12 protein-coding genes and 1 other RNA gene are annotated in these 13110 nt (G+C 31.0%); 6 read left to right on the top strand and 7 right to left on the bottom strand.

What is annotated here, in order from left to right; translation table 11 throughout:
- Positions 1-339 precede the first annotated feature (339 nt).
- The gene (locus F6464_RS00935) at positions 340-687 is read left to right on the top strand and encodes a DUF3024 domain-containing protein (protein WP_151105873.1); all 348 of its coding nucleotides are present in this window, start codon (positions 340-342) and stop codon (positions 685-687) included.
- Positions 688-705: 18 nt separating this feature from the next.
- On the opposite strand, the gene F6464_RS00930 is transcribed toward F6464_RS00935, so the two are convergent.
- A complete protein-coding gene (locus F6464_RS00930; protein WP_151105872.1) occupies positions 706-2322 on the bottom strand; it encodes an ABC-F family ATP-binding cassette domain-containing protein in 1617 nt (538 codons plus the stop codon).
- 153 nt (positions 2323-2475) lie between these two features.
- Here F6464_RS00930 and F6464_RS00925 point away from each other — a divergent pair, with 153 nt between their 5' ends.
- Positions 2476-3885 (top strand): thioredoxin-like domain-containing protein, encoded by a 1410-nt coding sequence (locus F6464_RS00925; RefSeq protein ID WP_151105871.1) that lies wholly within the window; start codon positions 2476-2478, stop codon positions 3883-3885.
- A 98-nt stretch (positions 3886-3983) separates the two neighbouring features.
- On the opposite strand, the gene fsa is transcribed toward F6464_RS00925, so the two are convergent.
- The 3 genes from fsa to ffs form a co-directional block, all read right to left on the bottom strand.
- A complete protein-coding gene (fsa, locus tag F6464_RS00920) occupies positions 3984-4640 on the bottom strand; it encodes a fructose-6-phosphate aldolase (RefSeq protein ID WP_151105870.1) in 657 nt (218 codons plus the stop codon).
- Positions 4641-4786: 146 nt separating this feature from the next.
- Positions 4787-5590, bottom strand: a complete 804-nt coding sequence (locus tag F6464_RS00915) for an SDR family oxidoreductase (RefSeq protein WP_151105869.1) — start codon at positions 5588-5590, stop codon at positions 4787-4789.
- Between the two features lie 234 nt (positions 5591-5824).
- An RNA gene (gene ffs, locus F6464_RS00910) (signal recognition particle sRNA small type) lies at positions 5825-5922 on the bottom strand.
- An 87-nt stretch (positions 5923-6009) separates the two neighbouring features.
- Between ffs and F6464_RS00905 the strand changes: the two genes are divergently transcribed.
- Positions 6010-7059 carry a glutaminyl-peptide cyclotransferase gene (locus F6464_RS00905; RefSeq protein ID WP_151105868.1) on the top strand — a complete coding sequence of 350 codons (1050 nt, stop codon included), beginning with the start codon at positions 6010-6012 and terminating at the stop codon, positions 7057-7059.
- Positions 7060-7119: 60 nt separating this feature from the next.
- Here F6464_RS00905 and F6464_RS00900 read toward each other — a convergent pair whose 3' ends face one another.
- The 3 genes from F6464_RS00900 to F6464_RS00890 form a co-directional block, all read right to left on the bottom strand.
- Complete coding sequence (locus tag F6464_RS00900) at positions 7120-7503, bottom strand: RidA family protein (protein ID WP_151105867.1); 384 nt, start codon at positions 7501-7503, stop codon at positions 7120-7122.
- Positions 7504-7589: 86 nt separating this feature from the next.
- The gene (locus F6464_RS00895) at positions 7590-8201 is read right to left on the bottom strand and encodes a hypothetical protein (protein WP_151105866.1); all 612 of its coding nucleotides are present in this window, start codon (positions 8199-8201) and stop codon (positions 7590-7592) included.
- A 111-nt stretch (positions 8202-8312) separates the two neighbouring features.
- On the bottom strand, positions 8313-9038 hold the full coding sequence (locus F6464_RS00890) for a bacteriorhodopsin-like (protein ID WP_151105865.1): 726 nt from the start codon (positions 9036-9038) through the stop codon (positions 8313-8315).
- 121 nt (positions 9039-9159) lie between these two features.
- Here F6464_RS00890 and F6464_RS00885 point away from each other — a divergent pair, with 121 nt between their 5' ends.
- The 3 genes from F6464_RS00885 to F6464_RS00875 all read left to right on the top strand — a co-directional run bounded on the left by F6464_RS00885 (position 9160) and on the right by F6464_RS00875 (position 13026).
- On the top strand, positions 9160-10044 hold the full coding sequence (locus F6464_RS00885) for a Brp/Blh family beta-carotene 15,15'-dioxygenase (protein ID WP_151105864.1): 885 nt from the start codon (positions 9160-9162) through the stop codon (positions 10042-10044).
- 140 nt (positions 10045-10184) lie between these two features.
- Complete coding sequence (locus F6464_RS00880; RefSeq protein WP_151105863.1) at positions 10185-10652, top strand: MarR family winged helix-turn-helix transcriptional regulator; 468 nt, start codon at positions 10185-10187, stop codon at positions 10650-10652.
- On the top strand, positions 10636-13026 hold the full coding sequence (locus F6464_RS00875; protein WP_151105862.1) for a 3-hydroxyacyl-CoA dehydrogenase/enoyl-CoA hydratase family protein: 2391 nt from the start codon (positions 10636-10638) through the stop codon (positions 13024-13026). The genes F6464_RS00880 and F6464_RS00875 overlap by 17 nt, the downstream gene beginning before the upstream one ends.
- The last annotated feature ends 84 nt before the right edge of the window (positions 13027-13110 follow it).

Below are 13110 nucleotides of genomic sequence, written 5' to 3'. Positions count from 1 at the left end.
ATATCAACAATGAAATAACTGGAGTTTTGCTTTATATTGAAGGAGAAGAAGATGTTATAAAATTCTTTTTGAAAAAATAAAAAAGTACTCTTATCATAAAAGAATTATTTGTGTTTTTAATGAAAAGGTTAAAGAAAAACAATCCTCAGATTGGTCAATTGATTTTCATATAATTAATTATAAAAAACTAATATAAAATATTTTTTTTGATACTTTTAGCAGAACTGAATTAGCAAATATTAAAGATAAGACAGCTTCCATTTTGTTAAGTTCTTTTGTAAAATCACATAAAGACTATATCGCTTATTTGTAAATATAAATTGAAATTAAAAATATAATATGGCGTTAGCATTTGAAAATCAAATAGAAATAATTGAAGTAATGGAAGGGTTTTTAATTAATTCACGTCCGCCAGAAGAAATTAGAGACCAACTAGACCTTAATTATAGAATTGAAAATCAATGTGTTATTGTTTTTGAGATTCGTCCAAAATGGAATAATCCTACTGAAAAAATAGAATGTAAAATTGCTAAAGCAACCTACATTCAAAAAGATACCACTTGGGCAGTTTTTTGGTTTATGTCAGACATGAAATGGCATGGCTACAAGCCAAATTTAAAAGTAAAAAGCTTAAAGGAATTCATAAAAGTCATAAATGAAGACAAGCACGGTTGTTTTTGGGGGTAAACGTTTGCCTTTGGCTTTTTAAGAATACATCTTGATTCTCAATTCCTGTACTCTTTCATCATCTAAATAATCATCAAAAGTCATGTAGCGGTCTATAGCACCTTTTGGAGTTAACTCAATTACCCTATTCCCAACTGTTTGAGCAAACTCGTGATCGTGTGTGGTAAAAATAACAGAACCTTTAAAGTTTTTCAATGAATTATTGAAAGCCGTAATCGATTCCAAATCCAAATGATTCGTTGGTTCGTCTAACATTAATATATTGGCGCGTTCCATCATCATTCGAGAAAGCATACAACGTACTTTTTCGCCTCCAGATAATACACGGCTTGTTTTTAATGCTTCTTCACCAGAAAAAATCATTTTGCCTAAAAAACCGCGAATATTTACTTCTTCTCGTTCTTCTTCTGTTTTTGCCCACTGACGCAACCAATCGACTAAAGAATAATCATTTTCGAAAAAAGAGTGATTGTCTAGGGGCAAATAAGCTTGATTGGTAGTAATTCCCCAATCATAAGTTCCTGAATCTGGTTTCTGATTGCCATTTAAAATTTCATAAAAAGCAGTACACGCTCTAGAATCTTTAGAGAACAATACGATTTTATCGCCTTTAGCCATATTTAAATCGACATTTGTAAACAAATTTTCTCCATCAGTTGAAGCGCTTAGATTTTGAACATTCAAAATTTGGTCTCCAGCTTCTCGTTCCTGATCAAAAATAATTGCTGGATATCTTCTGCTTGAAGGTTTTATCTCAGAAATATTTAATTTAGAAATCATCTTTTTACGAGAAGTAGCTTGTTTTGATTTGGCTACGTTTGCACTAAAACGACGGATAAACTCTTCTAGTTCTTGTTTCTTTTCTTCGGCTTTTTTATTTTGCTGTGCCCTTTGCTTTGCGGCTAACTGACTAGATTCATACCAAAAAGTATAGTTTCCTGAATAGTGATTTATTTTTCCAAAATCGATATCAGAAATATGTGTACAAACGGCATCAAGAAAGTGACGATCGTGAGAAACTACAATAACTGTATTTTCATAATTAGCAAGAAAATTTTCTAACCAAGCGATAGTTTCAAAATCTAAATCGTTGGTTGGCTCATCCATAATTAACAAATCGGGATTACCAAAAAGCGCTTGTGCTAAAAGCACACGAACTTTTAATTTCCCATCTAAATCAGCCATTAATGTGTAATGATATTCCTCTGAAATTCCTAGATTAGATAACATTGCTGCTGCATTCGAATCGGCATTCCAACCATTCATTTCTTCAAATTGCACTTGCAACTCCCCTATTCTATCAGCGTTTTCATCATTATAATCCAGGTAGAGAGCGTCCATTTCCTTTTTTACAGCAAATAAAATTTTATTACCCATCATTACCGTTTCTAAAACCGAATGTTCATCAAAAATATTATGGTTTTGGTTTAAAACCGACATTCGTTTTCCAGGCTCCAAATGAACATGACCCGAAGTTGGATCAATATCGCCAGCAATTATTTTTAAAAATGTAGATTTACCAGCACCATTGGCTCCAATAACACCATAAATATTTCCATGGGTAAATGTGGTATTTACTTCGTCAAATAATATTCTTTTGCCAAACTGAACTGATAAATTATTTATTGCTAACATGAAATCTTTATTATTAAATTTTTTGCAAAAGTAGAAAAAATATTGAAGCTAAATACCTTAAAAAGCTACAATTCTAATAAGGATTTATTTAACTATGTATTAACAGTAATATTAACATCAACTAAATATTTTTGTATGATAACCTAGTCTCAAATGCATTTTAAAAACGCTACACATTACCTCTTTTTTTCTCTAACATGTATTACTTTTTTTAGTTCCTGTAATAAAGAGTTTAAAGGAGATAATTATACTGCCTATTTTGGTGGAGAAGTTACCAATGCAAATAATCCTTATATTTTATTTTGTAGAGATTCAGAAGTTATTGACACCCTTAAAATTGATGCTAACAATCGTTTTTTTATAAAATTTGATTCACTGACTCCAGGTTTGTATACCTTTAAAAATGAACCCGAATACCAATACGTTTATTTTGATAAGAATGATAGTATAATGGTTCATATTAATTCAAAAGAGTTTGATGAATCTATTGTTTATTGTGGTAGAGGAGATGAAAAAAACAATTTTTTAATGGACTTGTATCTCAAAAACGAAAAAGACAGAAGCACTCTATTTGATGTTTTTGATTATGATTTTCAGAAATTTAATAAAAATATAGATTCCGTCTATGCAATTTCTGAAAAGTATTACACCACAAAAAAAGAGCACATAAAATGGAGTGATGGCTTTGATACTTTCGCAAAAGCGGCTTTAGATTTTCATTATTTTTCAAAAAAAGAAATGTATCCAATAATTCATAAAATCAGAACGGGAATCGATTTATATGAAGATTTACCAAAAAATTATTATGATTTTAGAAAATCAATCAATTTTAATTGTAAAGAGTTAGCGAATTTTTCTCCTTATATTATGTATTTATCTCACATGTTGAATAATGTAGGTAGTATAAATTATCACAATCATTTTTCAGATTTAGATTTAGAATTAAAAACAAATATCAATAAACTTAATATTGCCGATACCTTAATTAAAAACAAAAAAGTAAAAAACACGATTCTTAACAACATTGCTTTTTCTTATTTATTAGAAGATCAAAATATGGTTAATAATCAAAAATTTCTTGAAATTTATAATAAATACTCTACGGATAAAAGTAAGAAAAATGAAATTCAAAAAATTGGTCATGCCATTCAATTGCTAAAAGTTAGAAATGCATTACCTGAAGTTATGTTAATAGATAAAGATCGAAATATACTTTCATCTAATTCATTTCTTAAAAAGAAAACAGTAATTTTCTTTTGGACAGAAAAACTAACTTCTCATTTAATTGCTGCCCACAAAAAAATTGCAGACCTTAAATTAAAACATCCTGATTATCAATTTATTGCTATAAGTTTAGACAACAATCAAAACGAATGGAATACTAATTTATTAAAATATCAATTTGATACTTGTATCGAGTTAAGAAGCTATGATTTTGAAGATCTTAAAGCCAAATGGGCGATTATGAAAGTACATAGAGCAATAGTTTTAAACTCTGATACTACAATTAAAAATGCCTTTACAAATATATTTGATGTGAATTTTGAAGCTAATTTGAAGTAAAATTATTCACTTTTAATAGTAATACAAACAAAAAGCGATTTTCAGATTATGAAAATCGCTTTCTTATTTCTTGCTTGTTCTTAATAATGTGAAAAAAATTATTTATTTCCTTTTTCAAAATCGGCAATAAACTGAGCCAGACCTATATCAGTTAAAGGATGTTTTAACAAACCATGAATTGCAGAAAGTGGTCCCGTCATCACATCAGCACCTATTTTAGCACAATTTACGATATGCATTGTGTGTCGAACAGAAGCTGCAAGAATTTGGGTTTCGTAACCATAATTATCATAGATTAATCGAATTTCTTCAATAAGTGCTAAACCATCTGTAGAAACGTCATCTAAACGGCCTATAAAAGGAGAAACATAAGTTGCTCCAGCCTTAGCAGCTAATAAAGCTTGCCCGGCAGAAAACACTAAAGTTACATTAGTTTTAACGCCTTTATCAGAAAAATATTTAGCAGCCATAACACCTTCTTTGGTCATTGGCAATTTAACCACTATTTGTTCGTGCAAATCAGCCAGCTCCTCGCCTTCTTTAATCATTCCTGCAAAATCTAAAGCATTAACCTCGGCACTTACATCACCGTCAACAATATTACATATATCAACATAATGTTTCAAAATACTGTTTTTACCAGTAATTCCTTCTTTTGCCATCAAACTTGGGTTAGTCGTCACTCCGTCTAAAACTCCTAAGGCTTGTGCTTCTTTAATTTGAGCTAAATTAGCTGTGTCTATAAAAAATTTCATATGTATACTTATATTTAATGTTTATTTTTTAGGGCGTAACCCGTAATTTGCTCGTTTCCTCGCAACTTCGGGTCAGGCTTTACGCTACAATCTTTTCCTAAGAAAGGAAAAGGATTTCCGCTTCAATCCTTTACGCGAGTGCAAAATTACAATTTATAATGATTCATTAGCATTTTTTCATACACTTTATCAGGCAGTATTCTTTTTAGTACAATGGAGAACTTTTGCATAAACAATCCTACTTTATAATGAATTTTAGGATTTGGGTTTTGAATAATCGAATAAATTGCTTCTGCCATTTCATTAGGATTACTGCCATTATCAACATGATCATCCATCATTTTCAAGATATTTCCGTACGGAATTTCATATGCTGATCCTTTAATCAATGGAGCGTGAAATCGTCCAGTAGCAATATTGGTAGCAAAATCTCCTGGAGCAACATTCGTAATCTGAATGCCAAATGATTTGACTTCCATGCGTAAAGCTTCTGTAATTAATTCTAATGCTCCTTTAGAGGCTGAGTAAACACTGCGATATGGTAACCCCATGTAACCTGCAATTGAAGTTATATTGATTATTAATCCTGAATTTTGAGAGCGCATTTGAGGTAAAACCGCTTTCATGACTTCTATTGGTCCGAAAAAATTGGTATCAAAATTATTCCTAATTTCTTCTGTTGGGATTTCTTCTAATGGTCCAGTGATTCCCACTCCAGCATTATTGATAACTATATCTAAACGACCAGAAATTGATATTACTTTGGCAATTGCCTCTTTTATACTTTCTATATTTCTAACATCTAAAGCGAGTAGCGGAAAAATAGAATTAGTGATTTTTTCAGGATTTCGACTGCTGCCATAAACAACAAGACCTTTATGATGCAGAAATTCTCCTACAGCTTTTCCTATTCCTGATGAACCACCGGTAATGAGAACTACTTTGTTCATTGTTTAATTTAAAAGTGTAAATGTAGTTATTTTGATTCTTTAATTAAAATAACTACAGAATCCTAAAAATCATCTTTAGCCCCGAGTGCTTCGCCAGTTCGCTTTGCTAGTGTGAGACAAATAGCTCGTGTCGTAGGAACGACTATAGGCGATAGCGGGAATATGATTGCTAAAATGCCGAAAATAGATGCTCCGAATTACTCAAAAAAAAATCCTCCGAAAAGGAAGATTAAAAAAAGGCAAGCGACCTACATCGCACCGCTCAACCACATACCTTTGCTATGTTCCCATCCTGGAGGAGTTTGCAGGAGCTGGTCGTGTAGGACTTGCCGGTGCAAATATACAATCTTTTTGTATTTTTGCAAATGGAATTAAACTTATAAATTACTATTGTATATTGCAGCTTTAAAATTAGACTAATGAAAAACCATAACATTCTATTAATCATTTTATTAGGTATAACTCTTTTTTCTTGTGGAAGTAAAGGAAAAGATTCAGCAAGCTATTTTAGCTTTAACTCATCGGAATTTAAGGAACAATTTAAACCCAATGAATCCTTATTTCTTGAAATTCTAAATACTCAAAACAAAGAAATTGACAGTATTATTTATTATGTAAATGATGTAAAAATAGCTTCTAAAAAAGGAGTTGAAAAAGTTCGTTTTGACTTTAAAGGGAAAAAGTTAGGGTATCAAAACTTGAAAGCTTTAGTCTATTTTGAAGGTGAAAATGTTGAGACTACTGTAAGAATTGAATTGGTTTCGGATGTAGAACCGAAGTTGTTAACCTATAAAATAGTGAATACTTTTCCACATGATACTACTTCATACACTGAAGGTTTAGAATTTTTTAGAGATACTTTATATGAAAGTGGTGGGCAATACAATAGATCTAAACTTTTTAAAACAGATTATAAAACTGGAAAAGTTTATAGGAACTTAAAAATTGACGACCAATATTTTGCTGAAGGAATTACTATTTTAAACAATAAAATTTTTCAATTAACGTATAAAGAGCTTAAAGGTTTTGTTTATAATGTGGATACTTGGAAGGTAGAAAAAACATTTTCTTACGACAAACAAATTGAAGGTTGGGGAATGACAAATGACGGAAAATATTTGTATCAATCAGATGGAACTGAGAAAATCTGGAAAATGAATCCTGAAACTCAAAAGATGATTGATTATATTAATGTGTATACAAACAATAGTAAAATTAAAAGTGTAAATGAATTGGAATGGATAAAGGGAAAATTGTACTGTAATATTTGGCAAAAAGATGCTATTGCAGTTGTTAATCCCAATAGCGGAACTGTCGAAGCCATTTTAAATCTAACCGATTTAAGAAAAAAATTAAAATATAGTAGAGCCGAAGTTTTGAACGGAATTGCCTTTAACCCAAAAACAAATTCCATTTTTGTTACTGGTAAATATTGGGATAAAATGTTTGAGATTAAGGTTGCGGAATAAATAATTATTAAATAGAAACCTTAAAATGTAATTTTTAAGGTTTCTTTAATGTATCTGTTTTTAAGCAATCACTGCTGTAAATTCTATTTCAACCAAATATTCAGGAGCTACTAGTTTACTTACTTCATAAAAACCTGTAGTTGGTTTTATGTCTTTAAAGAAAGTGGCATGAGCTGTTGCTACAGCTTCAAAAGTTGTGATGTCAGTAGTGAATATTCGGGTACGAATCACGTCTTTCATACTTACATTTAAATCTTCAAGTACTTTTTCTATCCGCTCTAAAATATTGATAGTTTGTGCAAAAGCATCATTTGCTTTTACTTTTTCTCCATCAACAATAGCTACCGTTCCAGAAACTTCAACAATGTTACCAATTCGAACTGCACGACAGTAACCCATTTTGTCTTCCCATGGTGAACCTGTCAATATATTCTCTCTTTTCATTTTTTGTTTATTAATTGATTTGTATAAAAATTTTACCTATTCTGAACTTTAATATTTGTTATGTAACCAGAAAAAAATGTTACCAATTATTGTTTTTTCTTTTTTGGAGTCGAAGTAATTAATATATTTACAAACTTATTCTCAGTAGGATTGTAAGTCATTTTATTTTCCTGTGTTTTATTTTTCAGAATCACATCGCCTTCTTTTGTTAAACTTAAAGCAAAACCTTCATTTCTTACTTTTTGTATGGTTTCAGAAACAGTTTGCTTGGCATCTAAGAAATGAATTTCTTTAATTTTAGTGACCGTTTGCGTATTAGATAACAATTTAGTTTTAGAAGTCACATCGCAAATCTCGGTTAATGTTGTTGTTGCATCTTCCGTTTTTAATTTGGTTTCAGTAATTTTATTTTCTATCCAAGACACACTATACAACTTTATCCCTTTAGCCATAAAAGGTGAAATTTTACATTGTAAAGGCAATTTGTTTTCTTCAAACTTTTTTAATAAAATGGTATCCTTTTTTCCGCCTTTATTTGTTATGAATAGATAAAAATTATTTTTAACAACCTCAGCAGAAATATTTTCGATTTTAGCAAGAGCATTTGATGAAGTTACTTTTTTAAAAGTTGAACTTTTTTGACTAAATGTAAAATTGCATAATAATAGCAATGTACAGAACAACAATATTTTTTTCATGATAAATTTAGATTTTCAATTATTACGAAAATACAAAATAATTTGACTTAAATTAAATAAAAAACCGAGACATTTGTGACTCGGTTTAGGATTGTGTGGTATTTAAAAAAATTAATCTTTTTGAGATTTTACAGCTAAGTTGTAAATAACTAAACCAAAACCAATTTTATTGATTGCATCGGCAATGTTGTATGCTACATCTACACTTCCTTTACCAAGGATGCTTGTGTACCATCCGTCAGTTCCTAACATATATCCTAATGGATAAATAGCCCACCCAACAAGTACAAACCAACATAAAATTTTGTGAGCTGCTAAAACATCACCACCAGCTGCTGCCGCTAATTTAGATGCGCTTCCTAACCAAATCTCATATACTATTACAAAATAAGCCAATCCAGAAATGCCCCCCCAAAGTGCTGCATTATCAGAATAAACAGTCTCTCCTAAGTAACCCGTAACAAGCATTACAATAGAAAGTGCAATCATTTTCCATAACAAATCAGTTTTTGCACCTGCAACTTTGAGTATCAAATAAAACTCTAAGCACATTAATGGCACCGTCAAAATCCAATCAACATAACGGAAAAAAGTTGGTGACTCTCCAATTTCAGCCCAATATTCTTTCATGTAAAAATAGTGTACTGCGGCAATAAATGTAATTAGACCTGACACTAAAACAGAAGTACGCCATTTTTTATCAAATTGATTTAATGATAAAAAGAAAAAAGCTGATGCAGCCATCATGGCCATACACCCTACAAAAAAAGTAAACCCTACATAATCATCTGGTAACATTTTAGTTACTAATGATGGAATAAACATTAAGTTTGTCATAATAAATAGTTTTTAGTTGTTAATAATAATAAATGTTTAAACAAACATACAAAAAATTAAACAAACAACAATGCATATTGTTTAATATTTTTTAACTAATTTTAAACAAAATTTATTTTAAATGAGTAAATATTCGAATTTTGCAATAGTAACTAGCTTTTTTGGATTATGGATAAATTCATATCTACCTGATAATGTCCAAGTTTGGGTAGGTTATATATTGATTTTTACTTTTGGTATCCTACATGGCGCAAACGATTTAGAACTAATAAAAAATGTAAAGACGAAAGATAATACACTTCATTTTTATAAGGTACTAATGTATTATATAATTATTGTTCTAGCAGGAGCTGTTTTATTTTACATTATTCCTTGGCTAGCACTGACTTTATTTGTTTTAGTAAGTGGCTATCATTTTGGAGAACAACAATGGAATAAACACTTAAAATTAGAGAATCAGTTTGTAAAAATTGTATTTCAAATGTTGTATGGACTTATAATTCTCTTTTTGATTTTTTCATTTCATGTTAAAGAGGTGCAGATAATTATTACGGCCATTACAAGTCTAGTAATCCCAATTCCCTTTTTTTTTCTTGTTTTAAAAATTTTATTGATTTCATTTTTTTTATTAAGTTCTGTTTTTTACTTTAAAATTGCGACATTCAAAAACTATATTTTTAAAGAACTTTTTTATTTAATTATTTTTACTGTACTATTTAAAGTTTCAAGTCTTATTTGGGGTTTTGCATTGTATTTTATTTTTTGGCACAGTATCCCTTCAATAATTGATCAAATAAAGTTTCTTTTCGGGGAAGTCAGTTTAGAAAATTTAAAATTGTATTTCCGTTCTGCTTTTGTTTATTGGATCGTTTCACTTGCTGGTATAGCATTATTGTATTTTATTTTTAAAGATCAAAAAATATTTAATGCCTTGTTTTTTTCCTTCTTAGCTTCCATTACTTTTCCACATGTAATTGTCATTTTAAAAATGTTTGGAAAAAAATGATTTAATATTTAAACTCTTCAATTTCTTGAGGAGTTTTTTTATTCCTTTTTAAATTGTATAAAATTTGACAAAATAATAATTTTAATTTATTATGCGTGCATAGTATTTTTTATTACCTTTGATATCGTTATAGTAAAATTATGAAAGATAAAACGATAGATTATATTCTTCGGTCTACTTGGCAGGCAGTTGCTAGACTATACAACGAAGAAGCGGCAAAATATGGGGCGACTATGGCGACGGGATTTGCATTATTAAGTATAGATAAAGAAGGTGGCACTCCATCAACTACATTAGGACCTAAAATGGGAATGGAAGCTACAAGCCTTACCAGAACTTTAAAGTCTATGGAAGAAAAAGGGCTTATTTATAGAAAACCAAATCCAAGTGATGGTAGAGGGGTTCTAATTTTTCTTACTGAACATGGCAAACAAAAAAGAGAACTCTCAAAAAATACTGTACTCAAATTCAATGAAACAATACGATTAAATGTAGATTCGGAAAAATTACAGCATTTTATTGAAGTCTCCGAAACCATAAATGAGCTAATACAATTTAAAAACATATTTAATCCTAACGAAAATAATAATGATGAAACGAATAATTAAAAAAGTGGCAGTTGTCGGATCAGGAATTATGGGGTCAGGAATTGCTTGTCATTTTGCTAACATTGGTTTAGAAGTGTTGCTTTTAGACATTATTCCAAATGCGCTAACGGAAGCTGAACAAAAAAAAGGACTTACTTTAGAAAGTAAAGTCGTTCGTAATCGCATGGTAAATGAACATTTGACCAATGCATTAAAATCAAACCCATCACCTATTTACAGTCAGAAATTTGCTAGCAGAATAACTACCGGAAATACTACTGATGATATGCCTAAAATTGCCAATTACGATTGGATTATTGAAGTAGTAGTAGAACGATTGGATATTAAAAAATTAGTCTTTGAAAAAATTGACATCTACCGTAAACCCGGAACATTAGTAACTTCAAATACCTCAGGTATTCCTATTCATTTTATGAGTGAAGGGAGAAGTGACGATTTTCAGGCACATTTTTGCGGTACACATTTCTTTAATCCTGCACGTTATTTGAAATTATTTGAAATTATTCCAGGACCAAAAACATCCCAAGATGTATTGGATTTCCTTTTCGATTATGGTTCTAAATATTTAGGAAAAACCTCAGTAATTGCAAAAGATACTCCCGCTTTTATTGGAAATCGTATTGGAATTTTCGGAATTCAGAGTTTGTTTCATTTGGTAAAAGATATGGGATTAACCATTGAAGAAGTAGATAAATTAACTGGTCCAGTTATTGGTCGACCAAAATCGGCAACTTTCAGAACTGTTGATGTAGTTGGATTGGATACTTTGGTGCATGTTGCCAACGGAATTTATGACAATTGTCCAAATGATGAAGCGCACGAACTTTTCAAATTACCAGATTTTATCAATAAAATGATAGAAAATAAATGGTTGGGAAGCAAAACAGGTCAAGGATTTTATAAAAAAGTAGACAAGGATATTTTGTCTTTGGATTTAGATGCATTGGAATATCGTCCAGCTAAAAAAGCTTCATTTGCAACCTTAGAATTAACCAAAACTATTGACAAACCTATTGATCGTTTCAAAGTTTTAGTAAAAGGAAAAGATAAAGCTGGCGATTTTTACAGAAAAAATTTCGCTGCCATGTTTGCCTATTGTTCTAATCGTGTTCCTGAAATAACTGACGAATTCTATAAAATAGATGATGCTATGAAAGCAGGTTTTGGTTGGGAAAATGGTCCGTTTGAAATTTGGGACGCCATTGGTGTTGAAAAAGGAATTGACTTAATGCAAGTCGAAGGATATCAACCTGCAAGGTGGGTAATCGATATGTTAGCTTCTGGAAGTTCTAGCTTTTATACTATTAAACATGGTGCGACTTATTTTTATAATATCCCAACAAAATCGCAAATCAAAGTACCAGGTCAAGATAGTTTTATCATTTTAAACAATATCCGCGAAAACAAAAAAGTATGGAGCAACAGTGGTGCTGTAATTACTGATATTGGAGATGGTATTTTGAATTTAGAATTCCAATCCAAAATGAACACCATTGGTGGGGATGTTTTAGCTGCCATCAATAAAGGAATCGATTTAGCGGAAAAAGAATACAACGGATTGGTTATCGGAAATCAAGCAGCCAATTTTACTGTCGGCGCCAATATCGGTATGATATTTATGATGGCCGTCGAACAAGAATACGAAGAGTTGAACATGGCTATTAAATATTTTCAAGACACAATGATGCGCGTGCGCTACTCGGCTACTCCAGTGATTGTTGCACCTCACGGAATGACATTAGGTGGCGGTTGCGAAATGACCATGCACGCCGACAGAGTTGTAGCTGCAGCTGAAAGCTATATTGGATTGGTAGAATTTGGAGTGGGTGTAATTCCCGGTGGTGGTGGATCTAAAGAGATGGCATTACGGGCATCCGATTTGTTCCATAAAAACGATGTAGAATTGAATGTTTTACAAGAATATTTCTTAGCCGTTGCGATGGCAAAAGTATCCACATCAGCTTATGAAGCATTTGATACCGGCGTTTTACAAAAAGGGAAAGATATAGTTGTAGTGAATAAAGATCGCCAAATTGCTGTTGCCAAACAAGTTGCTTTACAAATGGCAGAACAAGGCTATACTCAACCTATTCAACGTAAAGATGTAAAAGTATTGGGTAAACAAGCATTGGGAATGTTTTTAGTTGGAACCAATCAAATGGTAGCTGGAAAATACATCTCCGAACACGATTTAAAAATTGCTGACAAACTGGCTTATGTTATGGCCGGAGGAGATTTATCAGAACCTACTCTAGTATCCGAACAATATTTATTAGATATTGAGCGAGAAGCATTTTTGAGTTTATGCACGGAAAGAAAAACATTGGAGCGAATTCAATACATGTTAACTAAAGGAAAACCACTGAGAAATTAGATAATTGAAAATAGACGAAGAGATAATAGACTGTTTAGAAAAGTCTTTCATGTATATTCATTCTGTCTATATTCTCAAAAAATA

Source organism: Flavobacterium luteum (genome assembly GCF_008806775.1).
Classification (GTDB): domain Bacteria; phylum Bacteroidota; class Bacteroidia; order Flavobacteriales; family Flavobacteriaceae; genus Flavobacterium; species Flavobacterium luteum.
This window is presented reverse-complemented; position numbering and strand designations above follow the sequence as displayed.